Raw genomic sequence first — 25,711 nt, 5'->3', positions numbered from 1 at the left:
TCTGAGGACGTCTGCCGGGCCCCGCCCGGCACGCCACAAGCCGGTCCGGCTCCCGCCCCGACAAACGCCCCGCAAGCGGGGGCGGGGGCCGGACTTCTCTCGTACCCCCCTCTGCTCAGCAGCACCATCCCCGCCGGTCAGGCGGCGAAGGAGATGATTCACGTGTCCGCTACGCCCGTGCTGGCGTTGCGCGGAGTCTCCAAGCGGTTCGGCGCCGTCCAGGCGCTCACCGATGTGGACCTGGAGATTCATTCCGGCGAGGTGGTCGCCCTGGTCGGCGACAACGGCGCCGGCAAGTCGACCCTCGTCAAGACCATTTCGGGCGTCCACCCCATCGACGAAGGCGCCATCGAGTGGGAGGGCGCGACGGTCCGCATCAACCGGCCGAACGACGCCCAGGAGCTCGGAGTCGCCACCGTCTACCAGGACTTGGCCCTCTGCGACAATCTCGATGTCGTCGCCAACCTCTTCCTCGGCAGCGAACTGCGCAAGGTGTCCGTCCTCGACGAGATCGCGATGGAGCGGCGCGCCAAGGAACTGCTGGACACCCTGTCGATCCGCATCCCGAGCGTCCGGATCCCGGTCGCCGCGCTCTCCGGCGGTCAGCGCCAAGTCGTCGCCATCGCACGCGCGTTGATCGGTGACCCCAAGGTCGTCATCCTGGACGAGCCCACCGCGGCCCTCGGTGTCGAGCAGACCGCCCAGGTCCTCGACCTCGTCGAGCGCCTGCGCGAGCGCGGCCACGGTGTCATCCTCATCAGCCACAACATGGCCGACGTACAGGCTGTCGCGGACCGGGTCGCGGTCCTCCGGCTGGGCCGCAACAACGGTGTCTTCGACGTCGCGGGCACCTCCCACGAAGAGATCATCGCCGCGATCACCGGCGCCACGGACAATGCCGTCACGCGTCGCAAGGCGCGCACGTCCACGAAGGAGGTGGCGAAGTGAGCGACCTCGCCAAGACCCCCGCGACCTCCACCGAGGAGTCCGCCCCCGGGGCGGCGACGGCCGCCGAGCCGTCGGCGGCGCCCATACCCGCGGTCGATCCGCGACTCCTGGTGCGCGAGGAGGGCTTCAAGGGCTACTGGTCGGAGTTCACCCGCAAGGTGCGCGGCGGCGAGCTCGGCTCGCTGCCCGTCTTCGTGGGCCTGATCGTCATCGCGATCGTCTTCCAGTTCCAGAACAGCAACTTCCTCTCCGCCAGTTCCGTCGCCAACATCGCGGTCTACAGCTCCGGCCTCGGCATCATGGCGGTCGGCATCGTCTTCGTCCTGCTGCTCGGCGAGATCGACCTCTCGGTCGGTTCCGTCGCCGGTGTCGGCGCGGCTGTCTGGGCCGTACTGAACGTCAACCACGGCTGGAACGAATGGCTGGCGATCCTCGCCGCCGTGCTCTCCGGCATGGCTCTCGGCGCCGTGCACGGCTTCTTCTTCGCCAAGATCGGTGTACCGGCCTTCGTCGTCACCCTGGCGGGCTTCCTCGGCTGGAGCGGTCTCCAGGACTGGATGATGGGCGGAGAGGGCTCGATCAACACGCCCTCCGGCAGCACCGTCGAGAACCTGACGAACTACTTCTTCGAGGACAAGGCCGTCGGCTACGGACTCGCCCTGGTCGCCGTCCTCGCGTACGCCGCCTCCCTCCTGGTGGACAGCAAGCGCCGCAAGGCCGCCGGCCTGCCCGCCCGCCCCGTCGCCGAGGTCGTGCTGCGCACCGCCGTCGTCGCGATCCTGTGCTTCGTCGTCGCGTACGTCCTGAACGAGCCCGACGGTGCCCGCGGCCTTCCGCTGGCGCTGGTGCTGTTCCTCGTGGTCCTGGTCGTGGCGGACTTCGTCGCCCGGCGCACCAGCTTCGGACGGCAGGTCTTCGCGGTCGGCGGCAACCCGGAGGCCGCGCGCCGGGCCGGTATCAACGTCGACCGGATCCGGATCACCGTCTTCGCGCTGTCCGGCACGCTGGGCGCCTTCGGAGGACTCTTCATCGCGAGCCTCTCCGGCGGTGCCACCAAGAGCATCGGCGGCGGCAACACCCTGATGCTGGTCATCGCCGCCGCCGTCATCGGGGGCACCAGCCTCTTCGGCGGCCGGGGCAAGGTCTGGTCCGCGCTGCTCGGCATGGTCGTGATCCAGTCGATCCAGCAGGGCCTGAACATGATCGGTATGGCCAACGCCATCCAGTACATGATCACCGGTGCGGTCCTCCTGGCCGCCGTGGTCATCGACTCGGTGTCCCGCCGTACGCAGAAGACCGCAGGCCGCGCCTGAGGGCTTGCGGGGAAGCAACACCTTGATTCCCCGCAAACCCTTGGCGGCACGCCCGTCCGACCACGTGCCCGGCGCCGCGATCCAGGCGCCGGGCACCGTCGTGCGTACCGGGGGTGTGGCAGCACACCCCCGCCCGATGCCTGCGACGGCGGACGGAACACTAGACTCATCGGATCGGCATGCTCGACCAGCTCGAAACGCAAGGAGGCACGGGTGGCCCTGCTGACCCGCATCGGTGGACCGCGTGACCTGGACCGGCTGACTCCCGAGCAGCTGGTCCAGCTCGCCGAAGAGATCCGGACCTTCCTCGTCGACGCCGTGTCGAAGACCGGCGGCCATCTCGGCCCGAACCTGGGTGTGGTCGAGCTCACCATCGCCCTGCACCGGGTCTTCGACTCGCCGAAGGACAAGGTGCTGTTCGACACCGGTCACCAGAGCTATGTGCACAAGCTCCTCACCGGCCGCCAGGACTTCTCGAAGCTCAAGAGCAAGGGGGGCCTGTCCGGTTACCCCTCCCGAGCCGAGTCCGAGCACGACGTCATCGAGAACTCGCACGCCTCCACCGTGCTCGGCTGGGCCGACGGCCTCGCCAAGGCCAACGAGGTGCTGGGCAAGGACGATCACGTCGTCGCGGTGATCGGTGACGGCGCGCTCACCGGCGGCATGGCCTGGGAGGCGCTGAACAACATCGCCGCCGCCAAGGACCGCCCGCTCGTCATCGTCGTCAACGACAACGAGCGCTCCTACGCCCCGACCATCGGCGGTCTCGCCAACCACCTGGCGACCCTGCGCACCACCGACGGCTACGAGCGCTTCCTGGCCCGCGGCAAGGACCTGCTGGAGCGCACCCCCGTCGTCGGCAGGCCGCTGTACGAGACGCTGCACGGCGCCAAGAAGGGGCTGAAGGACTTCATCGCCCCGCAGGGCATGTTCGAGGACCTCGGTCTGAAGTACGTCGGCCCGATCGACGGCCACGACATCGAGGCCCTGGAGTCCGCGCTCCAGCGTGCCAAGCGCTTCGGCGGCCCCGTCATCGTGCACTGCCTCACCGAGAAGGGCCGCGGCTACACCCCCGCCCTGCTCGACGAGGCCGACCGCTTCCACGCCGTCGGCAAGATCCACCCCGACACCGGCCTCCCGGTCGCCACCTCGGGCCTCGACTGGACCTCGGTCTTCGGCGAGGAGATGGTCAAGCTCGGCAAGGAGCGCGAGGACATCGTCGCGATCACCGCGGCCATGCTCCAGCCGGTCGGCCTGACCGGGTTCGAGAAGGAGTTCCCGGACCGGATCTATGACGTCGGCATCGCCGAGCAGCACGGTGCGGTCTCCGCGGCCGGCCTCGCCACCGGCGGGCTGCACCCCGTCTTCGCGGTGTACGCCACCTTCCTCAACCGCGCCTTCGACCAGGTCCTGATGGATGTCGCGCTGCACAGGTGCGGTGTGACCTTCGTCCTGGACCGGGCCGGCGTCACCGGCACCGACGGCGCCTCGCACAACGGCATGTGGGACATGTCGATCCTCCAGTGCGTGCCCATGCTCCGGATCGCCGCCCCGCGCGACGCCGACCAGGTCCGCGCCCAGTTGCGCGAGGCCGTCGAGGTCGACGACGCACCGACCGTGGTCCGCTTCTCGAAGGGCGCCGTCGGCCCGGCGGTCAAGGCGGTCGGCAGGGTCGGCGGGATGGACGTCCTGCGTGAGCCCGGCACCACCCGGCCGGACGTCCTCCTGGTCTCCGTCGGGGCACTCGCCCCGATGTGCCTGGAGATCGCCGACCTGCTGGACGCCCAGGGCATCTCGACGACGGTTGTCGACCCGCGCTGGGTCAAGCCGGTCGACGAGGCCATGGCCCCGCTCGCCGAGCAGCACCGGGTCGTCGTCACCGTCGAGGACAACAGCAGGGCCGGAGGCGTCGGCTCCGCCGTCGCCCAGGCGCTGCGTGACGCGGGAGTCGACGTACCGCTGCGCGACTTCGGCATCCCGCCGCGCTTCCTCGACCACGCTTCCCGCAAGGAGGTCATGGCCGAGATCGGGCTGACGGCACCGGACATCGCCCGTCAGGTCACCGGCCTGGTCGCCAAGCTCGACGGCCGCTACGGGACGGGCACGGACAGCGCCTCCGTGATCGAGCCCGTCCGCGACTGACAGGCCGGACCCCGGCGCGCGCCACCGCCGATGGGCCGGTCGGACCACCCTGCAGGGTGGTCCGACCGGCCCATTCGCATGAAATCGCCCCGTGAGCGGCACTGTGCCCACGGCGTGGTCCTGATCATGGCGTATACGACGAGTGCGTGGAGGTACGCCGGTGACCGCCCAGCAGGACACACCATCTCGCGGTGATGGACTTTTCCGGACAAAATCGATCGAACAGTCCATCCGTGACACCGAGGAGCCGGAGCACGCGCTCAAGAAGACCCTCTCGGCGCTGGACCTCACGGTCTTCGGAGTGGGCGTCATCATCGGCACCGGCATCTTCGTGCTCACCGGCAAGGTCGCCAAGGAGACCGCGGGCCCCGCGACCGCCCTCGCCTTCGTGGTCGCGGGCGTCGTCTGCGCCCTGGCCGCGCTCTGCTACGCCGAGTTCGCCTCGACCGTCCCTGTCGCCGGCTCCGCCTACACCTTCTCGTACGCCTCGCTCGGCGAACTGGTCGCCTGGATCATCGGCTGGGACCTGGTGCTGGAGTTCGCACTCGGCACGGCGGTGGTGGCGGTCGGCTGGTCCGGATACGTCCGCTCACTGATGGACAACTTCGGCTGGAGCATGCCCGGGGTGCTGTCCGGAACCGACGTGGCGAAAGGATTCGGCTTTGACATCCTGGCCTTCGCCCTGGTGCTCGTCCTGACCGTCGTGCTGGTGCTCGGCATGAAGCTCTCCGCCCGGGTCACCTCGATCGTGGTCGCCATCAAGATCGCCGTCGTCCTGATCGTGATCATCGCGGGACTGTTCTTCGTCAAGGCCGCCAACTACACGCCCTTCATCCCCGAGGCGCAGCCGCAGCCCGCCGGCTCCGGACTGACCGCGCCGCTGTTCCAGCTGATGTTCGGTTACACACCCACGAACTTCGGCGTCATGGGCGTCTTCACCGCCGCCTCCGTCGTCTTCTTCGCCTTCATCGGCTTCGACGTGGTGGCCACCGCGGCCGAGGAGACCAAGGTTCCGCAACGCGACATGCCCCGCGGCATCCTGGCCTCGCTCTTCATCTGCACGGTGCTCTATGTCGCCGTGTCGCTGGTGGTCACGGGGATGCAGCACTACAGCGACCTGTCGGTCGAGGCGCCGCTGGCCGACGCGTTCAAGGCCGTCGGCCATCCCGTCTACGCCGGACTCATCAGCTTCGGCGCCGCGATCGGCCTCACGACGGTCTGCCTGATCCTGCTGCTCGGGCAGACCCGGGTGTTCTTCGCCATGAGCCGCGACGGGCTGCTCCCGCGGTTCTTCTCCGTGACGCACCCCCGCTACCACACGCCGTACCGACCGACGATCCTGCTCGGCGTCATCATCGCGATCGTCGCCGGCTTCACGAGCATCAACGAACTGGCGACGCTGGTGAACATCGGCACGCTCTTCGCGTTCGTCGTCGTGGCCCTGGGCGTCCTGGTGCTGCGCCGCACCCGCCCCGATCTGCACCGTGCGTTCCGCACCCCGTGGGTGCCGGTGATCCCGGTCCTCTCGGTGGCCGCCTCGGTCTGGCTGATGCTCAATCTGCCGGCCGAGACCTGGCTGCGGTTCGGCCTCTGGATGGCGATCGGCGTGGTCATCTACTTCGCGTACGGGCGCGGGCACAGCCGGATCAACGAGTCCGCCCGCCGTCCGTAGCGCCGCGACCGGGAGGGGTTCACCGGCTCGCGGCGTCCGGCCGCAGCACCGGCTCAGCCGGTGCGCGGCGGCCGTACCGTCCGGGGGCCCAGGCACCGCGCCCCGTGCGCCTCCACCCGCCGCCGCAGCTCCCGGTCGGCGGTGACGACCACGCAGACGCGGGGCGCCGGAGGGGACATCGCGGCGGCGACCAGTTCGACGATCCGGTCGTCACCGCTGCCGGGCGCCGATTCCACCCGTACCCCGGGCACCGAGTCGACGTCCCGGGCCGCGCCCTCGACAACCAGGACCAGTTCGACGGGGCCGGGAACGGCGGCCGGACCGTCGGCGGCGAACGGGACCAGCGAGTCCCGCAGCCGTACGGCGGCACCACGCCGGTCCCGCCACCAGCCGTCCGGTACCGACCCGACCACATTGGCCGAGTCGACGATCACCAGGGTCGTATCGCTCCGCATCCCCGAAGGGTGCCATGCGCCCACTGCGGCGCGGGCCCGTCAGCCGCCGGTGGCAGGGGACTTCTTCGCGGATTCCGGGATCTCGGCGTCCTCGCGGATCGCCTTCCACAGCGTATTGGCCTGCGGCTGCGAGGCCACGACCCGGTTCGGATCGACCTTGTCGTACGCCACCGGGAGCATGATCGTCTCCATCGAGGCGGGATCGACACCGTGCATGGAGCGGGCGAACTTCGAGAGCGACGTCAGTGAGGCGAGGCCGTCATCGGTCGTGAGCGACTTGGTCGCCGAGTTGGCGATCTTGTACGTGTTCGTCGGGCTGCCCAGCAGGTCCTGCGACTTGACCTCGCTCAGCAGCGCCAGCAGGAACTGCTGCTGCAGCCCGATGCGGCCGAGGTCGCTGCCGTCCCCGATGCCGTGCCGGGTGCGTACGTACGCCAGCGACTGGGTGCCGTCGAGCTTGTGCTCTCCCGCTGTGAGGTCGAGGCCGGACGACGTGTCGTGGATGTCCTGCGGCACATCGACGGTGACGCCGCCGATCGCGTCGACCAGATCCTTGAACCCGGCGAAGTTGATCTCCAGGTAGTGGTCGATCCGGACCTTGGACATCGCCTCGACGGTCTTGACCACACAGGCCGGACCGACCTGCGAGTAGACGGAGTTGAACATCACACGGTTCGCCGACGCCACGGTCGAACCGTCGGCCTTCGTGCACTCGGGCCGGGTCACCAGGGTGTCACGGGGTATGGACACGGCGACGGCCCTGGTGCGGCCCTCGGGAATGTGCACCACCATCGCGGTGTCGGACCGGGCGCCGCTGATGTCGCCGCCGCCACCCAGCTCCTTGTTCTCGGCCCCGGCCCGCGAGTCGGAGCCGAGAACCAGCAGGTTCTGACCGCTGGTCGGCAGCTTCTCGGGGCGGTCGTCACCCAGCGCCTTGTCGATGTCGACGCCCTTGATGTTCCCGTCGAGGCTGCTGTAGAGCCAGTAGACGGTGCCCCCGCCGGCGAGGAGAAGCACGAGGACAACGCCCAGGGTGATCTTGAGGCCGCGGCGGCGCTTGCGCGGCGCGCCTCGCCGCTTCCGTCCGCCGTCATGCGCGTCCGGACGGTTGTCCCGGGTGCCCGTCGGCATGGGGTCGTGGCTCATCGTGGTCGAGTCCTCAATCTCATGGCCCGGGATGGGCGGTGAAGTGCGTGGGACTCGGGTGGGGGGTGTGGCCGGTCCGTGTATGCATGACTGACGGAGCACTATAGAACAGAGGATCGTGCGAATGGGTGTTTTGGTAGCCGGAATGGTGACCTGGGCATCTCGAACTATCATTCGCCCATGACTTGGTTGATCACGGGCGGGGCGGGCTTCATCGGCGCACATGTGGTGCGTGCCATGCGAGAGGCCGGCGAATCGGTCGCCGTGTACGACGACCTCTCGACGGGCGACCGCTCCCGGGTTCCCGCGGACGTGCCGTTCGTGCGGGGATCCACGCTCGACGAGGCCCGGCTGAAGGAGACCCTGTCGGAGATCCCGGTGCACGGTGTGGTCCACCTCGCGGCGAAGAAGCAGGTCGCCGAGTCCGTCGAGCGCCCGCTGCACTACTACCGCGAGAACGTGCAGGGTCTGCAGACCCTGCTGGAAGCGGTGGCCGGCAGTGACGTGCGCGCCGTCCTCTTCTCGTCCTCGGCGGCCGTCTACGGCATGCCCGACGTACCGCTCGTGACGGAGGACACTCCGTGCGCCCCGATCAATCCCTACGGCGAGACCAAGCTCGCCGGCGAGTGGATGGTGCGCGCCGCGGGGAAGGCGCACGGCATCGCCACCGCCTCGATGCGATACTTCAACGTCGCGGGTGCGGCCACCCCGCAGCTCGCCGACACCGGCGTGTCCAACCTGGTGCCCATGGTCTTCGAGAAGCTGACGCAGGGCTCGGCCCCGGTCGTCTTCGGTGACGACTACGCCACCGCGGACGGCACCTGCGTACGTGACTTCATCCACGTCGACGACATCGCCTCGGCCCACCTCGCGGCCGCCCGTGCGCTCCTCGACCGGGAGCCGGGCACGGACCTGACGGTCAACATCGGCCGAGGCGAAGGCGTCTCGGTGCGCGAGATGATCGAACTGATCGGTGAGGTGACGGGGTACGGGGCCGAGGCGGCTCCGGTGACGGCCCCGCGCAGGGCGGGAGACCCGGCCAGGGTCGTCGCCTCCGCGGACCGGATCCGTGCCGAACTGGGCTGGTCCGCCCGACGCGACGTCCGCGCGATGGTGGAGTCGGCGTGGGAGGGCTGGTGTCTCCGGCACCCCGCCGCTCGCCGTCCGCGGTTGACGGATATGCCTGCTTGATCGTTTCTCCGCGGTCTCCGGCACCCGCTGCCTGTCGTCCGCGCCTCACGGATATGCCTGCTTAATCGTTTCTCCGCCTGTTTATGATGTCTCGATCCGAAGCCCGCGCACCACGGGCCTGCCACCAGGGAGGGTGACGAACAACGATGCGCAGCGCCTCCCTACGCGAATCCGGGCAGCGGAACGAGCCCGCGGCCACCGCGCCGTCCGCCGACGCGCGGAGCGGCCCGTGGCTGCTGATCGGACACGACGGCCGGCTGACCGCCTATGTGCACACCGACGGTGCGGTGCTGAGGTGGACGGAGAGCGCTCCCGGCGACCGGCGCTGGGAGGGGCCGACGGTCTTCCCCGCGAAGGACATCGCCGAACTCGTGGTGGTGCAGGGGCCGAACAGGTACGCCCATCTGCTGGGACGCCGGGTCCGCCCGCGGGCCGACGGCTGGACGAACGTGGACATCATGTGCGCCACGCAGTACCAGACGGGCCGCCCGCTGACCCAGTGGCGCTCGCTGGGCAATCCGTTCAAGGAGATCGAGAAGGCGGTGGAGGTCGGGGTTCCGGCCGCCGCCGTGGCCCATGACGGCGCCCTGCACGTCTGCGTCCCGACGGGATCCGGGGGCGTCGCCCTGCGCCGCGAGGACAAGCGGGGCCAGTGGCAGGCCTGGACCCAGCTCCAGGTGGCCGGCGGCACCGACGCACCGGCACCCGCCGCGACCTCGTCCGGCCTCGTGGAGGTTCTCGTCCCCACCCGCACCGCCGCACTCCATCTGCGGCAGTCCGAGCCCGGCGGCGCCCTGGAGCGCGGCTACGACGTGGGGGCGGTCCCCCTGCCGGGATCGGTGACCGCGCTGGAGACGGCCCCGGGCCGACTGACGTACTACCTGACGGACGCGCGGGGCGGCGGTGTCGTCGCCTTCCGGGCGGGCAACTGGCCCCTGCCGTTGGGCGGCGCCCCGGGGGACGGGCGCATCGCCGCGCTCAGGACGACGGTGGACGGCTACGACTGCACGGTGCTCGCGCTCCGTGGCGCCGACGGCACGGTCAACCTCGGCGTCTGTCCGACCGAGGGCGAACAGGGCGGAGTGTGGTGGACCGGCACCGGCATGAACTGTGCCGGGGATCCCGCGCTGGCCGCGGACGGCCGGGGCAGGCTGGTCGTCGCCGCCGTCGGCCCCGACGGCCGGCCGGCCGTCGCGCGGCAGCAGGACGGCCAGGGGCTGACCCTCAGCGACTGGAGCCGGATATGAGCGCCGCGGTCACCGAGCGGGTGGCGGTCGTCGTCGCGCGGCACCGCGATGCCGTGCCCCTGGTCGCGGCGGAGGAGCCCGGCGCCGAGATCGGCGTGCTCTGCGTCGCGGAGGACGACAAGGACGGACGCGCCGCGCTGGACCGCGCGCTCGCGGAGGCGGGCCGGCGCGGCTGCCGGATCGTCGGCGCCCCGAAGACCGTCGGCATGCAGGAGGGCGGCGCCGCGGCGGGGCTGCTGCGCGAACTGCGTGCGCTGTGCCCGCGGCGAGTGTGCCTGCAGGATCCCGATCCGGTCCATGTCGGGTACGACGAGGAACGCGACGTCCCCGTGTACGACGTGCCGGAGGAGCACGCCGCCGTGGCGCTGGACGCGCTCTCGGCGGTGCGTGACTACCAGCTGGAGTCGGGATCCCCGGTCTTCGTCGACTGCCGTCGCGCCGATGCGGACGAGCGGTTCGGCACCGCGTCGACGCTGCGCTATCCGCGGACGGCGCACTGGCTCACCGAGGGATTCGACGGCCGGCTGTCCGCCTTCCAGCCCTCGGCGGCCGGTGTGGTGCGGTGGACCCAGTCCGAGCCGGGCGGCGCCGCCTGGCAGGGTCCGGAACTGCTGCCCGGCCCGAGGCTGATGCCCGGCCTCAGGGTGGTCCGCGACCTCCAGGGGTTCCCGCATCTCTTCGCGCTGCGCCGGACCGGCCTCAAGGGCGGCGGCGACGAGGTCTCGATCGTGCGGGCCGCGCAGTACCGCACCGGACGCCCGCTCACCCCCTGGCACTCCCTGGGGAGTCCGAACCCCGGCAACCGGCACAGGGGCCGCGAGGTCGGTTTCCCGGCGGCCGGGTTCGATGCCGCGGGCGGCCTCGTCGTCTTCGCACGCAACTTCGGGCACAGCGTCAGCTACCGGTATCAGGGCGCCGACGGCGTCTGGGCTCCGTGGCAGCATCTGCGGGGCGTCCGTGTCGCGGACGAGCTCGTCACCGTCACCACCGCCCGGGGCGAGGTCGAACTCCTCGCCCGGGCACGGGACTCCGCGGCGGTGGTCCGGTGGTACCGCACGGGCCCCGACGGTGCCTGGACCGAGGACAGGACCGTGCCCCTCTCGCCGCGTCCGGGATCGATGGCGGCCGGCCCCGAACCGGGGACGCTCGTCTTCCGTGACCTCCTGACCAACGAGCCCTGTCTCTGGTGGCCGGGCGCGACGGCCCCGGTGCCGCTCGGCGGGACCGACGGCGACGGACCCGTCACCGGTGTCCGTGGTGTGCAGAAGGACGGTTGGGCGTACTCCCTGCTGGTCCGGTCCGGTTCCGGTGGCGGTTGTGCCGTCGGGGCGTACGCGGAGGGCCGGGCCGACGCGGGTGTGTGGTGGAACGAGCTGGGCGCGGAGTCGGGCAGGCTGACCGCAGCCGTCCGAAAACATACCGGCTTGGTCACTTTGGCCGCGGTCACAGCGGGTGCACAGCTCGCCATTTCTCACCGAGAGTCACCTTCGGACGGCTTCGACTTCGACCGCTGGTACACAGTGTGACATTCGGTCGTCGGCCGTGATCATTTTTAGACGTTGCACTGGCTGAAATCTGTTCAGTTATTGATAAAGTCTGTGAATCTTTCATGTGAAGGATGCGGGGGAGTCTCGTGAATGTCCGGACACCCACGCCTGCGAGTGCATGGACGGGGGCCTAGTCGCTGTCGTTCTCGTGACTGAGGGGTTATGGCCAAGCTGTCTCTGCGTGCTGTCCAGAAGCTCACCTGCAAGAAGCGTGATGCCTGGTGGACGGTGATCCTGGTCGACCCCGTGGCCACCCGCATGCTCATCGTCATGGCGCGGTTCAAATTCATCACGCCCAACCGCGTGACGTGGGCGGCGCTGTTCGTGGGGCTCGGCTCCGCAGGCTTCTTCCTCAAGGGCGACACCCGGTCCCTCGTCATCGGGGCGGCCCTCTACCACCTGAGCTTCATCCTCGACTGCATCGACGGCAAGCTCGCGAGGCTCAAGGGCAACGGCACCGTCTTCGGCGGCTGGCTCGATTACGTCTTCGACCGCATCCGCGTCCTGTTCTGCGCCCTCGCGCTGATGGGCGGTCAGTACCTGCGGCACGGTGACGAAAGGTTTCTGCTGGCCGCGCTGATGGTCGTCTTCCTCGACATGCTCCGGTACGTCGACGCCCTGCAGATCTACAAGATGCGCATGTCGATGCGGACGAAGATCGAGAAGGTCACCCGGGAACGCAAGGAGGCCGAACGCGCTGCCGCGGGTGCCGTCGAGGCCGAACCCGAGGCAGAGCAGCTCCGGTTCATGGAAGACCTGCTGCGCGACAATCCCGAGGCCGAGGCGGAGACGATCAAGGAGCAGGCGGGCTCCGGCCAGGTCGTCGACCTGCACGCCCAGTTCCGCCACCGCTTCCCCTGGTACCGCAGGGTGCGGCAGGCACTGCTGCGCAGCCGCATCAGGCCGCATCTCATCAGCGGCATCGAGTTCCAGATGTTCGTCTTCATCGTGGCGCCGCTGATCGGGCAGATCCTCTGGACCACGATGGTCTCCGCGATCCTCCTGGGGATCTTCGAGCTGATCATCATGTACAAGTTCTGGCTCTCCACGCGTGACTTCACGCAGGTGATGGCCGAACTGACCGAGGCGCCGTCCAACGCGGGCTCCATCGCTCCCCACCTCCACCGCGGCCGGCACCGCCGCGGGGTGCAGGGCGATCCGCTCGCCGACCCGGCGTTCCTGACTCCGCAGGCCGATGAGGATCCCGGCTTCCAGCCGTACCCGCAGCCCTACACGTCGTACGGCCGGCAGGACCCGTCGCCGATGGAGCAGACCCAGCCGCTGACGTACGAGCAGCCACCCGCGCACGGATACGACCGACCGGTCCAGGGGCAGCCGCTGTACGCCCCCTACACCGTGCCCCCGCAGCACGGACATCCGGGCGACCGGGAGACCATCGGATGAACCTCGAACAGGACACGCCGGACGTCTGGGTGACGGTCGTCATCCCCGCCTACAACGCGGCCACGACGATCGGCAAGGCTCTCCAGTCGGCGGTCAACCAGACGTACGAACTGGTCGAGGTGGTCATCGTCGACGACGCCTCGACCGACAACACACTCGACGTCGTGAGGAACTTCGCCGGGAACAACCAGCGCGTACGGGTGCTGCGCCGGCCCACGAACAGCGGCGGCGTCGGCGCGCCCCGCAACCTGGGCATCGCGCAGGCGGCCGGCCGCTACGTGATGTTCCTCGACGCCGACGACGAACTGCCGCCCCGCGCCTGCGAACTGCTGCTGGCCGGCGCGCTGGAGACCGGCAGCGACATCACCGCGGGCAAGGCGGTCCGGGTCAACCGGGCCACCGGCGAGAGCGAGGGATGGGCCCCGGAGGTGTACGCCATGGGGCGCACCGTGCCCAGCCTCGTGGAGTTCCCGCTGATGCTCACGGACCCCATCGCGGCGGCGAAACTGTACCGGGTGGACTTCCTCCGGGACGGCGGGGTCTGGTTCCCCGAGGGCGTGTTCTACGAGGACACGTATTTCTCCACCGTGGCGGGCTGCCTCGCCGAGGGCATCACCGTCATCACCGAGCCGGTGTACCGGTGGATATGGGAATCCGACGGCGGATCGATCACCGGCCGCACGGGCGAACTGCGCTCCATCAGGGACCGGGTCGCGGTGCACCGCGCCACGGACGCGTTCCTCATCGACCGCGGCCACTGGCAGCTCAAGGTACGCAAGGACTCGAAGTTCCTCGCGCACGACCTGCGCCTGTACATGCGGGCGCTCGCGGAGGGCGACCCGGAGTTCCAGCAGGGGTTCGCCGAGATCGCGAGCAACTACCTCTTCTCGATCAGCGAAGAGGCCTTCGAACTCTGCGACCCGGTCGACCGGGTCCGGGCCTATCTCGTCATGTACCAGGAGATCGAGGCCGCGCTGACCACGCTCGACTACATGCAGCGCAAGAGCGTGCTGTCGTCCTTCCTCGTGGAGGAGGACGGACGGGTGTACTGGTCGGGCGACCATCTGCACCTGCCCGACGCCCGGCGCATGCTCGACGTGACGGTGCTCGGCCTGTCGGCGGAGAAGCTGGCCCAGGAACCTCTCTTCGCCCAGCTCGACACGTGGTCCGTCGACGACGGGAAGCTCCGCTTCGAGGGCAGGCTGGTCAACCGCTTCGGGCGGATCGAGTCCGGTCACGACCTGAAGCTGACCCTGGCCGTGCGCAACAGGCACTCCAAGAAGGACGTCACGGTGCCGCTCGCCCGCACCGGGGTCGACGACCGGTTCGTCGATTTCGGCGGCACGGTCGATCTGCCGTCCGTGCTCGGCGACGCGTTCTCCGAGAGCACCGTCTGGAACGTGTCCGTCATCGTCGAGTGGAACCGCGCCAGGTCCCGGTCCCCGCTCAACGTGCGTGACGTCGAACTCTCCGGGCTGACCTTCGTGGCGAACGAGGAGGAGCTGGAGGGCTACCGCACCGTCAGCGGCAACCTCGCCCTGAGAGCGGCCACGGCCGGCCGCCGGACCTTCGAGTCCGCGCAGAACGACCCCGACGCGCCGTGGATGTGGTGGCGCGACCGGATCCATCCGCCGATCGCCACCCTTGACCACCCCTTCGAGATGGCCGTCGTCGTGCCCTGCTACAACGTCGCCAAGTACCTGGACGACTGCCTCGGCTCGATCGCGGCACAGGAGGGTTTCGCCGCCACCCAGGTCATCCTGGTCGACGACGGCGCCACCGACGCGACGCCGCAGATCCTCGACGACTTCGCGCGGTACTACGCCAATGTCACGGTCGTCCACCAGGTCAACGGGGGCCTCGGAAACGCGCGGAACAACGGCCTGGACCAGGTCACCGCGCCCTATGTCACCTTCCTCGACTCCGACGACATCCTCGGCGAGCGCGCCCTGTCCCACATGCTGCAGGCGGCGTGGCGGGACGGCTCCGAGGTCGTCGTCGGGGACCTGGTGAACTTCCCCGACCGGCCGTACGGCCCGTGGAAGCAGTACTTCGGCAAGGGCGACCGGCGCATCGACGACTTCGCCTCGGTACCCGATCTGATCTTCAGCGGATCCGCGTGCAACAAGGTGTTCAGCACGGACCTGTTGCGACGGCTGGGCGTGCGCTTCGGCGAGGGAGTCCACTTCGAGGACGCCTGGGTCACCCTGCCGTGCCTGCTGCGGGCGAAAGCGATCAGCCTGGTCGACGAGCCCGTGTACTACTACCGCGGACGCCCCGACGGCTCCTCCATCATGGACTCCCTCTGGAGCAAGCCGGCGAACTACCGGGACCACCTGCGGCTCAACCACTTCCTGCTGGACTACACCGCCGACGAACGGGCCGACATCCGGCAGATGTTCCACCGGTACGCGACCCGTACGTACAAGGGCTTCCTCTGCAACGCCCGTAACGTCATGGGCCGGGCGCAGCTCCAGGAGATGTTCCCGGACATCTGCCGCCACTACGCGCAGATCCCCGACGAGGTCATCCTCGAATACGCGACCAACCCCGCCCAGCAGCTCGACCACTACGCGGCGAAGAGCGGGAACTTCGAGCTCTTCTGCAGTCCGGAACCCGCTCTGGAGAATGCCGCTCTGGCGCTGGAGGTCGACGACGACGGGTTCTACCGCACCTTCGACGGAGGCGTTCAGAACACCCGGACCGCCCGCGTCAACGACCCCAACGTCGTGGTGGAATCGGTCCGTACCCGTGGCGACGTACTGGTCGTGGAGGGATGTCTGGCCTTCCCCGGCATGGACATCAACGGCCCGGTCGAGAACGTGCTGGAGTTCGTCTACCAGACGGCGCACGCCAAGATCGCGGTCCCGCTGCGCCAGGTCGCCCGCCGCGATCTGTGGAACTCCCGCAACGGGCGGGACCTGTACGCCGGCTGGTACGCGGAGATCCCGGTCGCGGATCTCGCGCGTGGCGGCTTCGGTGTCGGCGACTTCCGGCTCCGGGTGTATCGCGCGGACGGTTCGCGGCAGCGCAACGTCGTCATGAAGGCACGGCTTCCGCTGCACCGTCTCAAGGGGCCGGGCCGCATCGCCGGGCACCCCTACATGCTGACCATCGGAGGCCAGGAGGCGCTTCACTTCCGCCTCGTCGGCCGGAAGACCGGCGCGCGGGCGAAGCACGCCCTGTGGCGGATGGCCCGTGAAATACGCATTCTCAAGACCCGCAATCCGGGCTGGCGCATGCGGTTGGCGTACTGGCTCGTATACCCGTTTCTCAACTCCCGCGAAATCTGGCTCATCGGCGAGCGGTCGGACACGGCTCAGGACAACTCGTACCACTTCTTCAAGTGGATGCGTACTCACCGCAAGCGCCGCAAGGCGTACTACGTCATCGACGGAAACTCCCCCGATTACCGGAAGGTCGCCCGCTACGGCAGGGTGATCAAGCTCGGTTCGTTCAAGCACCGGATGTACCTGCTGCACGCGACCAAGCTCATCGGATCGTACGACTCCGAGTCGTATCTGCTGCCCGAGGGGTACCGCAAGGTGCTCTTCCTGCACCGGTTCGGCGAGCTGCTGAAGTACCAGCGTGTCTTCCTGCAGCACGGCATCATCTACAACGACGTGACCTCCGGCGTCGACCAGCGGATCACCAGTTACGACATGATCGTGACCACCGGGCGCCAGGAGCGCGAGTACCTCGCGCTGGAGGCGGGCTTCGGTGACCGCGCGGTGCTGGCGGGTCTGCCCCGATTCGACGCGTTGAGCCGCGAGCCGAGGAAGCGCCCGCGCATTCTGCTCATGCCGACGTGGCGGCAGTGGATCGTGACGGCTTCCTACAAGAAGTCAGCGGGCCCGGCGAAGACGGCGTTCACCCAGTCCGAGTACTTCCGGTTCTACCGCTCGCTGCTGTCCGACCGGCGGCTCGCCGCGGCCCTGGAAAAATTCGGTGTCGACCTGGAGTTCTTCCCGCACTACGAAATCCGTCCGTATCTGCACAACTTCCGGATCGATTCCGAGGCGATCGAGGTCGCAGACCCGAAGACACGTAATGTCCAGGAAGCCATGAAGGAATGCTCCCTCATGGTGACGGACTATTCCTCTGTTTTCTTCGACGTCGCCTATATGGGGATCCCGCTCGTCTACGTGCCCTTCGACGAGGAGGACTTCTACGGGAGGCACTACAAGCGGGGCTACTTCGATCTGACGGAGCACGGCTTCGGCCCGGTCTGCCGCAGCGTCGACCAGGCGGTCGACGAGATCATCGCCGCCATGACCAGGAGCTTCACGGTCGAGAGCCCCTACAGGGAGCGTGCCGAGCACTTCTTCGCACACCGTGGCGACGGCAACTGCGCACGCGTCTACGCGGCGATCGACGCGCTGGGGACGGCGAGCGCCGCCGACCTCGGCCCTGCGGAACCCGTCGCCGCTCTGCCGCTCCCGCGCGCACGCCAGGACCACGAGGGGTTGCGGAGCCTGGCCGGATCCGACGGCACGGCCATGCACGAAATGAGCCACGGCACGAACGACGGTGGGTGGGACCGTGCAGTCTGACTGGAACCCCGAAGCGCAGAGGCAGCCCTGCCGGATCTTCCTCGCGGGTGACTCGGCCGCAGTGACCCGGGAGGCGAGCAAAGCGCCCATGGCGGGCTGGGGCCAGGTGCTCCATTTCTTCTTCACCTCCGACGTGGAAGTGGTCAACTGCGCGCGGGCCGGGGCCAGCGCCCGGACATTCAGCGAACGGGGCCGGCTCGACTGGATCCTGCAGAACATCCGTCCCGGCGACTATCTGCTCACCTCGTTCGGCATCAATGACGCGAAACCCGAGGAGTGGCTCGGTACGGAGGCGTACGGCGATTTCCCGCAGCACCTGAGGAAGTTCGTCGACGGGGCGCGCGCACGCAACGCCCACCCGGTACTGGTCAGCCCGCCCGAACGGGACACCCACGATGTGCACGGCAACATGCCGCGGAGTATCACGGAGTATCCGATGGCGATGCGCGACCTCGCGGTCGAGTGCAGCGTCCCGTACATCAATCTCTACGACCAGAGCCACGGCTGGTGGGAGGAGCTCGGACCGCACGGCGTGCGCCCCTTCTTCATCCATCTCGAACCGCAGGAACACCCGAACTACCCGGAGGGCTTCCACGACCCCGGTCACATGACGCCGGAAGGGGCCATCGCGTGCGCGCGTTACGTCGCCTACGCGCTGGTGGAGCAGCGGATCATTCCGCCGCACTGGGCCGTCAACCTCGACCGCCGGGACTTTCCTCCGGAGTGGGTGACCTGGCTCGACGAGGAGACACATGCCGAGCTGACCAAGACGCGCACGCTGGGCTCGAACTGAGAGTCGGAGGATCATGAGTACCTTCACCCTGGCCAGAATGCGCAGTGTCCAGCAGGACGATCCCTCGATCGTCGCCCATATGGAGCTGCGGTCCCCGACGGACCCGCGCCTGCCCGTCCGACCGGGGCAGCAGATCGACTTCGAATGGCTCCTGGCCCCGGAGGGCAAGGGAACCCGCTATTACGGGTACCTCATGGCCGACTCGTTCACGTCTTTCGCCACCATGGAGAACATGGCCGGTCTGAGCCTGCTGCCCTCGGGGGACCGGTACGCGACATCGACGGGTCCGGACGCCGAGCGGGTCGCCAGGTTCTCGCTCCGCGTGAACCGGCACGTCGCACCCGACGCCTTCCTCGTCCCCGTCCTGCGCGCGGGCATCATCGCCGACGGCGGAAAGGGGCTCACCTCCACCACGTTCTCCTTGCAGAACCACGGCTACCGGATCGCCGCGCTGCCGCCGCAGGGCCGGAGCATGACGGTGGTGCCCGGCCAACGCGCCGTGCTGACCGACCTCACCGCCGGGACGGGCGAGGACGTACGGCTGGTCGGTGTCGGCCCGGCCCGGCACGGGGTGACGAGCGTCGAGGTGGACGGAGCGGTGACCTACCAGCCGTTCTCCGGTCACCTGGGCTACGACTGGTTCGACTACGTGCTCGACGCCGGCGGCGGTCACCTGGTGTCCGGCCGGGTGACGGTGCACGTCGGCGACCTCGGTGCGACCCCCGGCCTGCTCGGAGGACGGTGAGCCGGCGCGGAGGCCCCCTGGCCCGGTGGTGCGCGGGCCTGCTGGCCGCGGTCACGACCGCCTCGGCGTGCACCGGGCACGCACCTTCCCCGCGCGACGACGCCCCCAGCGCGTCGCGCTCGGCCACGACGTGTGGATCCGCCCTGCCGTGCGGGGTGGAGGCGGAGCGGATCACGCGCCGGCTGACGGGCGGCAAAAAGGTCTCGATCAGTGCCCTGACCGTGCGGCCGTCCGCACGCGTCACGGTGCGCCCCGTCATCGGCGAGCACCTCGCGACCACCGAGACCGTCGGCCGGATGGCGCAGCGGGCCCGAGCCGTCGCCGCGGTGAACGGCTCCTTCTTCGACATCGCAGGGTCCTCCGCGTTCAGCGGCTATCCGGGAGACCCGCTGGGCATCCTCGTCATCGACGGCGCGCTGCTCAGCGAGGCGGCGAACGGGCGCACCGCACTGGTCCTCCCGGGACCGGGTGTCCCGGCCCGCATCGACGAGGTGCGCTCCGACCTGCGGCTGTCCGTACCGGACGGAGCGTCACGCGAACTGGACGGGGTCGACCGCGTGCCGGGCAGGATCGTCGGCTGCGGAGGCGTGGGAGGTGACCGGTCGGCCGCCACGGGGCTGCCGGAGCAGCGGCCCCGGCACAACCGGCTCTGCCTGGACGACAGTGAGATCATCGCTTTCACGCCGGACTGGGGCGTGCACTCCCCGCCCGGTGCGCCGGGCAGCACGGAGGCGGTGCTCGACGGCGACGGACGGGTGACACGGCTCCGCAGCCCCGCGGGCGGAGAGATTCCCCGGACCGGCTCGACCCTTGTCGGAGTGGGGGAGGGCGCCGACTGGCTGCGGCGGCACGCGCGGCAGGGGCAGCGGGTCGCACGACGGACGAGCGTGACCGACGCGGCCGGGCGGGACATCCTCGCACCGGGCGTGTCCGTGCTGGGAGCGGGGCCCGCACTCCTGCGCCGCGGAGAGGTGTGGATCAACGCCGCGGCCAACGGGTTCACCGCGGACACCTCCACCGAACGCCTGCCCCGGACGGTGGCCGGGATCAAGAAGGACGGTTCCCTCCTGCTCGTCGTTTTCGACGGCCGTACGTCCACGAGCGCCGGAGTCACGCTCCGGGAAGCAGCACTGATCCTGCGCGACCTGGGCGCGGTGGACGCGATGAACCTCGACGGCGGGGGTTCGAGCACGATGGTGGTACGCGACCGGGTGTACAACAGCCCTTCGGACCGGGGCCCGACCGGTGACCGGCGCCGACGGGCGGTCTCCGACGCCCTCGCCGTCATCCCCCGACCGGGTCGCTGAGCGCCGTACGACACGACTCCCCGACCGGGTTGCTGAGCGCCGTACGACACGACTCCCCGACCGGGTTGCTGAGCGCCGTACGGACACGACTCCCCGACCGGGTTGCTGAGCGCCGTACGGACACGACGAGCGGGCCGTACGGAGAGTTCTCCGTACGGCCCGCTCGTCGTTCTCGACCGGGTGTTACGCGGGAACGCTCGCCACGCCCTGTGCCAGGAACTTCTTGCCGTTGACCCGCTCCGATACGCCCTCACGGTCCAGGTACGGCGTGATGCCGCCCAGGTGGAAGGGCCAGCCCGCACCGGTGATCAGGCAGAGGTCGATGTCCTGGGCCTCGGCGACGACGCCCTCGTCCAGCATCAGACCGATCTCCTGCGCGACCGCGTCCAGGACACGGTCGCGGACCTGCTCCGCGGACAGGACGACATCGCCCTGCTTGAGGAGCGCGGCGACCTCCGGGTCCAGCTCGGGCTTGCCGGAATCGTAGACGTAGAAGCCGCGCTTGCCGGCCTTCACGACCGCCGCGAGGTTCTCGGAGACGGTGAACCGGTCCGGGAAGGCACGGTTCAGGGTCTCGGAGACGTGCAGGCCGATGGCCGGGCCGACCAGCTCCAGCAGCACCAGCGGGGACATCGGCAGACCGAGCGGCTCGATGGCCTTCTCGGCGACGTCGACCGGGGTGCCCTCGTCGATGACGTTCTGGATCTCGCCCATGAAGCGGGTGAGGATGCGGTTGACGACGAACGCCGGGGCGTCCTTCACCAGCACCGCGGTCTTCTTCAGCTTCCGCGCCACACCGAACGCCGTGGCCAGCGAGGCGTCGTCGGTCCGCTCACCGCGGACGATCTCCAGCAGCGGGAGGATCGCGACCGGGTTGAAGAAGTGGAAGCCGACGACCCGCTCGGGGTGCTGGAGCTTCGACGCCATCTCGGTGACCGAGAGCGACGAGGTGTTGGTGGCGAGGATCGCGTGCGCCGGAGCGACCGCCTCGACCTCCGCGAACACCTGCTGCTTGACGCCGATCTCCTCGAAGACGGCCTCGATGATGAAGTCGGCGTCAAAGAAGCCTTCCGCCTTGTCCAGCACACCGGAGACCAGGGCCTTCAGGCGGTTGGCCTTGTCCTGGTTGATCCGGCCCTTGCCGAGCAGCTTCTCGATCTCGGCGTGGACGTAGCCCACACCCTTGTCGACGCGCTCCTGGTCGATGTCGGTCAGCACGACCGGCACCTCCAGACGGCGCAGGAACAGCAGTGCCAGCTGCGAGGCCATCAGACCGGCACCGACGACGCCGACCTTGGTGACCGGGCGGGCCAGGGACTTGTCCGGAGCGCCGGCCGGGCGCTTGGCGCGCTTCTGGACCAGGTTGAAGGAGTAGATCCCGGAGCGCAGTTCACCGCCCATGATCAGGTCGGCGAGGGCCTGGTCCTCGGCGTCGAAACCGGCGGCCAGGTCGCCGTCCTTCGCCGCGGCGATGATCTCCAGCGCGCGGTACGCGGCCGGCGCGGCGCCGTGCACCTTGGCATCCGCGATGGCCCTGCCGCGGGCGACCGCCTGGTCCCAGGCGTCACCGCGGTCGACCTCGGGACGCTCCACCACGACCGTGCCGTTCAGCACGTCCGCGGTCCAGATCAGCGACTGCTCCAGGAAGTCCGCACCCTCGAAGAGAGCGTCGGCGATCCCGAGCTCGAAGACCTGCTTGCCCTTCAGCTGACGGTTCTGGTTCAGCGAGTTCTCGATGATCACCGAGACCGCGCGGTCGGCGCCGATCAGGTTCGGCAGCAGCGCGCAGCCGCCCCAGCCGGGGACCAGACCGAGGAAGACCTCGGGCAGCGAGAACGCGGGCAGCGCCTTGGAGACGGTGCGGTACGAGCAGTGCAGACCGACCTCGACACCGCCGCCCATCGCCGCGCCGTTGTAGTACGCGAACGTTGGGACCGCGAGGCCGGAGAGACGGCGGAAGACGTCGTGGCCGCCCTTGCCGATGGCCAGCGCGTCGCCGTGGTTCTTCAGCAGTTCGACGCCCTTGAGGTCGGCGCCGACCGCGAAGATGAACGGCTTGCCGGTGATGCCGATGCCGGTGATCGCACCTTCGGCGGCCTCCTTCTCGACCTGGTCGACGGCGGCGTTCAGATGCGCCAGCGACTGGGGTCCGAAGGTGGTCGGCTTGGTGTGGTCCAGGCCGTTGTCCAGCGTGATGAGGGCGAAGCGGCCCGCACCTGCCGGAAGGTTCAGGTGGCGTACGTGCGCCTGGGTGACGACCTCGCCGGGGAACAGTTCGGCCGCACCCTTCAGAAGCTCGGTGGTGGAGCTCATGCCTTGTCTCCGTCTGCCGTGTCGAAGTGCGGGTTCTCCCAGACGACCGTCGCGCCCATGCCGAAGCCGACGCACATGGTGGTCACGCCGTACCGGACCTCCGGCTGCTCCTCGAACTGGCGGGCCAGCTGCGTCATCAGACGCACACCGGAGGAGGCCAGCGGGTGCCCGTAGGCGATGGCGCCGCCGTACTGGTTGACGCGCGGGTCGTCGTCGGCGATGCCGTAGTGGTCGAGGAAGGCGATCACCTGTACCGCGAACGCCTCGTTGATCTCGAACAGACCGATGTCGTCGATGGTCAGCCCGGCCTTGGCGAGGGCCTTCTCGGTCGCCGGGATCGGGCCGTACCCCATGACCTCCGGCTCGACTCCGGCGAAGGCGTACGACACCAGGCGCATCCTGACCGGGAGGCCGAGCTCGCGGGCGACGTCCTCGGCGGCCAGCAGCGAGGCGGTGGCGCCGTCGTTGAGCCCCGCGGCGTTACCGGCGGTGACGCGACCATGGGCGCGGAACGGGGTCTTCAGGCCGGCCAGGGACTCCAGCGTGGTGCCCGGACGCATCGGCTCGTCGGCGGTGACCAGGCCCCAGCCCGTCTCACCGGCCTCCGCGTTGGTGCGGCGCACCGAGATCGGCACCAGGTCCTGCTGGATCTTGCCGTTGGCGTACGCCTTGGCGGCCTTCTCCTGCGAACGGACCGCGTACTCGTCCGCACGGGCCTTGGTGATCTGCGGGTACCTGTCGTGCAGGTTCTCCGCGGTCATGCCCATGAACAGGGCGGACTCGTCGACCAGCTTCTCCGACACGAAGCGCGGGTTCGGATCCACGCCCTCGCCCATCGGGTGGCGGCCCATGTGCTCGACACCACCGGCGACGACGACGTCGTACGCGCCGAAGGCGATGGAGCCGGCCGTCGTGGTGACGGCGGTCAGTGCGCCCGCACACATGCGGTCGATGGAGTAACCGGGGACGGACTGCGGCAGACCGGCCAGGATCCCGGCGGTGCGGCCCAGCGTCAGACCCTGGTCACCGATCTGGGTGGTCGCCGCGATGGCGACCTCGTCGATCCGCGCGGGATCCAGGTCCGGGTTGCGGCGCAGCAGCTCCCGGATGGCCTTCACGACGAGATCGTCGGCGCGGGTCTCGTGGTAGATGCCCTTCGGGCCCGCTTTGCCGAACGGGGTACGGACGCCGTCGACGAAGACGACGTCCCGGATGGTACGAGGCACGGTGGCTCTCCTCCAGGGTGCGGGATGGCACTGCTGCGGGGCACGCCGTGCAGGCGCGCCGCTCCCCTCATGCTACTTGCGGGTAACCAGACTGCCCACCCCTTGTGTCCGGAGCGGCGAAGGTCACATGCGGGCGTGACGGCCACACGTGCTGTTCTGTCCTGCGACGAGCCGGGGACCGGAGCCCGGGGCCGTCCTGCCGGAACCGGATGCCGTGGACATGTGCGCCGGACGGCGGGGTGCGCCGGAGGCGCCGCTCACCGGGCGGGGCGATGAGAACGGCCCGTCCGGCGATCGAGGACAAAGAGCGGCCCGGTCCCCGCAATCTGGCGCGATGACGCCCCTCGGCAGAGCGTTCTCAGCGGCCACCCGGCAGGCTCTCAGGCCGCCGACGCCAGTGCGCGGACCAGGAGCGGGGCCACCTGCTCGATCTGCCAGCGCCGCGCCCCGTACGCGATGAGCGCGGACTCGATCGAGTCCGCGGTCGTGTTCTTCGGCGGCTCCCAGCAGACCCGGCGCACCGTGTCCGGAGTGATCAGGTTCTCCTGCGGCATGTGCAGCCGCTCGGCGAGCTCCGACACCGCGGCGCGGGCGGCCGACAACCGGGCCGCCGCCGCCGGGTCCTTGTCCGCCCAGGCGCGGGGCGGCGGCGGACCGGCGACGGCCTGGCCGGGCTGCGGGAGTTCGGCGTCCGGCAGCGCCTTGGCCCGGTCGACGGCCGCCTGCCACTGCTCCAGCTGGCGCCGCCCCATGCGGTGACCGAAGCCGGGCAGCGCGGTGAGCGCATGGGTGTTCGGCGGGAGTGCGAGTGCCGCCTCGACGATCGCGGCGTCGCTCAGCACCTTGCCGGGGGAGACGTCCCGGCGTCGGGCGACCTGGTCACGGGCGCTCCACAGCTCCCGTACCACCGCCATCTGACGGCGGCGGCGGACCTTGTGCATGCCGGAGGTGCGGCGCCAGGGGTCCTTGCGCGGAGGAGCCGGCGGCGCCGAGGCGATCGCGTCGAACTCCTCGCGCGCCCACTCCAGCTTCCCCTGCCGGTCGAGCTCGTCCTCCAGGGCGTTGCGCAGATCGATCAGCAGCTCGACGTCGAGCGCCGCGTAGCGCAGCCAGGGGTCGGGCAGCGGACGGGTGGACCAGTCGACGGCGGAGTGGCCCTTCTCCAGTGAGTACCCGAGCACGCTCTCGACCATGGCGCCGAGGCCGACCCTCGGGAAGCCGGCCAGCCGTCCGGCCAGCTCGGTGTCGAAGAGCCCGGTGGGAGTCATCCCTATCTCGCGCAGGCAGGGCAGATCCTGGGTGGCGGCGTGCAGGATCCACTCACTGCCGCTCAGGGCGTCGCCCAGTCCCGACAGATCGGGGCAGCCGACGGGGTCGATGAGGGCGCTGCCCGCGCCGTCGCGCCGCAGCTGCACGAGGTAGGCGCGCTGGCCGTAGCGGTAGCCGGAAGCCCGCTCGGCGTCGACGGCCACCGGGCCGGAGCCCGCGGCGAAGGCGGCGATCACCTGGGCGAGGGCGTCGTCGGATGCCACCACCGGGGGAATGCCCTCGCGAGGTTCGAGCAAGGGGATCGGCGCCGGGGCGACGTCGTCCGGGGGAGCGCCCCCGGTGGTTCGCAGTGATGTGTCTGCTGCGGTCTCTTGGGCGTCGGTCACGTGTCAAGGGTATCGGTGTATACGCGGCGCCCGCCGACGGAACGTTCCGTCGGC

Annotated in this window: 17 protein-coding genes; 12 read left to right on the top strand and 5 right to left on the bottom strand. The window is 69.7% G+C overall.

Features of this window, described 5'->3' with window-relative positions; genetic code table 11:
- The first annotated feature begins 153 nt into the window (after positions 1–153).
- The 4 genes from ACFVUT_RS13485 to ACFVUT_RS13470 all read left to right on the top strand — a co-directional run bounded on the left by ACFVUT_RS13485 (position 154) and on the right by ACFVUT_RS13470 (position 6,075).
- The gene (locus ACFVUT_RS13485; RefSeq protein ID WP_389660409.1) at positions 154–948 is read left to right on the top strand and encodes an ATP-binding cassette domain-containing protein; all 795 of its coding nucleotides are present in this window, start codon (positions 154–156) and stop codon (positions 946–948) included.
- Positions 945–2,261, top strand: coding sequence for a sugar ABC transporter permease (locus ACFVUT_RS13480; protein ID WP_389660406.1), 1,317 nt, complete (start codon positions 945–947; stop codon positions 2,259–2,261). The genes ACFVUT_RS13485 and ACFVUT_RS13480 overlap by 4 nt, the downstream gene beginning before the upstream one ends.
- A gap of 213 nt (positions 2,262–2,474) precedes the next feature.
- Positions 2,475–4,403, top strand: coding sequence for a 1-deoxy-D-xylulose-5-phosphate synthase (dxs, locus tag ACFVUT_RS13475; RefSeq protein WP_389660403.1), 1,929 nt, complete (start codon positions 2,475–2,477; stop codon positions 4,401–4,403).
- A 160-nt stretch (positions 4,404–4,563) separates the two neighbouring features.
- Positions 4,564–6,075, top strand: coding sequence for an amino acid permease (locus ACFVUT_RS13470; protein WP_389660400.1), 1,512 nt, complete (start codon positions 4,564–4,566; stop codon positions 6,073–6,075).
- A 53-nt stretch (positions 6,076–6,128) separates the two neighbouring features.
- Here the strand turns inward: ACFVUT_RS13470 and ACFVUT_RS13465 are convergent, their stop codons facing one another.
- Together ACFVUT_RS13465 and ACFVUT_RS13460 are read right to left on the bottom strand one after the other, a co-directional pair.
- Positions 6,129–6,530: an NTP pyrophosphohydrolase gene (locus ACFVUT_RS13465; protein ID WP_389660397.1), complete on the bottom strand. Its 402-nt coding sequence runs from the start codon at positions 6,528–6,530 to the stop codon at positions 6,129–6,131.
- 39 nt (positions 6,531–6,569) lie between these two features.
- Positions 6,570–7,676, bottom strand: coding sequence for an LCP family protein (locus ACFVUT_RS13460; RefSeq protein ID WP_389660394.1), 1,107 nt, complete (start codon positions 7,674–7,676; stop codon positions 6,570–6,572).
- Positions 7,677–7,856: 180 nt separating this feature from the next.
- Here ACFVUT_RS13460 and galE point away from each other — a divergent pair, with 180 nt between their 5' ends.
- The 8 genes from galE to ACFVUT_RS13420 all read left to right on the top strand — a co-directional run bounded on the left by galE (position 7,857) and on the right by ACFVUT_RS13420 (position 20,463).
- Entirely contained in the window at positions 7,857–8,867 is a 1,011-nt protein-coding gene (gene galE, locus ACFVUT_RS13455) for a UDP-glucose 4-epimerase GalE (protein ID WP_389660391.1), read from the top strand.
- A gap of 146 nt (positions 8,868–9,013) precedes the next feature.
- On the top strand, positions 9,014–10,114 hold the full coding sequence (locus ACFVUT_RS13450; RefSeq protein WP_389660388.1) for a hypothetical protein: 1,101 nt from the start codon (positions 9,014–9,016) through the stop codon (positions 10,112–10,114).
- Positions 10,111–11,640, top strand: coding sequence for a hypothetical protein (locus ACFVUT_RS13445; RefSeq protein WP_389660385.1), 1,530 nt, complete (start codon positions 10,111–10,113; stop codon positions 11,638–11,640). Before ACFVUT_RS13450 ends, ACFVUT_RS13445 begins: the two co-directional genes overlap by 4 nt.
- Before the next feature lie 183 nt (positions 11,641–11,823).
- Positions 11,824–13,065 carry a CDP-alcohol phosphatidyltransferase family protein gene (locus ACFVUT_RS13440; RefSeq protein ID WP_389660382.1) on the top strand — a complete coding sequence of 414 codons (1,242 nt, stop codon included), beginning with the start codon at positions 11,824–11,826 and terminating at the stop codon, positions 13,063–13,065.
- A complete protein-coding gene (locus ACFVUT_RS13435) occupies positions 13,062–17,618 on the top strand; it encodes a glycosyltransferase (RefSeq protein ID WP_389660379.1) in 4,557 nt (1,518 codons plus the stop codon). The genes ACFVUT_RS13440 and ACFVUT_RS13435 overlap by 4 nt, the downstream gene beginning before the upstream one ends.
- Positions 17,608–18,411, top strand: a complete 804-nt coding sequence (locus ACFVUT_RS13430; protein WP_389660376.1) for a rhamnogalacturonan acetylesterase — start codon at positions 17,608–17,610, stop codon at positions 18,409–18,411. The genes ACFVUT_RS13435 and ACFVUT_RS13430 overlap by 11 nt, the downstream gene beginning before the upstream one ends.
- A 13-nt stretch (positions 18,412–18,424) precedes the next feature.
- Entirely contained in the window at positions 18,425–19,156 is a 732-nt protein-coding gene (locus ACFVUT_RS13425; protein ID WP_389660373.1) for an Ig-like domain-containing protein, read from the top strand.
- Positions 19,153–20,463, top strand: coding sequence for a phosphodiester glycosidase family protein (locus ACFVUT_RS13420; RefSeq protein ID WP_389660370.1), 1,311 nt, complete (start codon positions 19,153–19,155; stop codon positions 20,461–20,463). Before ACFVUT_RS13425 ends, ACFVUT_RS13420 begins: the two co-directional genes overlap by 4 nt.
- Before the next feature lie 183 nt (positions 20,464–20,646).
- Here ACFVUT_RS13420 and ACFVUT_RS13415 read toward each other — a convergent pair whose 3' ends face one another.
- From ACFVUT_RS13415 to ACFVUT_RS13405, 3 genes are all read right to left on the bottom strand, one after another.
- Entirely contained in the window at positions 20,647–22,776 is a 2,130-nt protein-coding gene (locus tag ACFVUT_RS13415) for a 3-hydroxyacyl-CoA dehydrogenase NAD-binding domain-containing protein (RefSeq protein ID WP_389660367.1), read from the bottom strand.
- The gene (locus ACFVUT_RS13410; protein WP_389660364.1) at positions 22,773–24,002 is read right to left on the bottom strand and encodes a thiolase family protein; all 1,230 of its coding nucleotides are present in this window, start codon (positions 24,000–24,002) and stop codon (positions 22,773–22,775) included. The genes ACFVUT_RS13415 and ACFVUT_RS13410 overlap by 4 nt, the downstream gene beginning before the upstream one ends.
- A 380-nt stretch (positions 24,003–24,382) precedes the next feature.
- Positions 24,383–25,657, bottom strand: coding sequence for an HRDC domain-containing protein (locus ACFVUT_RS13405; RefSeq protein ID WP_389660361.1), 1,275 nt, complete (start codon positions 25,655–25,657; stop codon positions 24,383–24,385).
- Between the last annotated feature and the right edge of the window lie 54 nt (positions 25,658–25,711).

It is taken from the genome of Streptomyces sp. NPDC058051, assembly GCF_042885475.1.
Lineage (GTDB): Bacteria > Actinomycetota > Actinomycetes > Streptomycetales > Streptomycetaceae > Streptomyces.
This window is presented reverse-complemented; position numbering and strand designations above follow the sequence as displayed.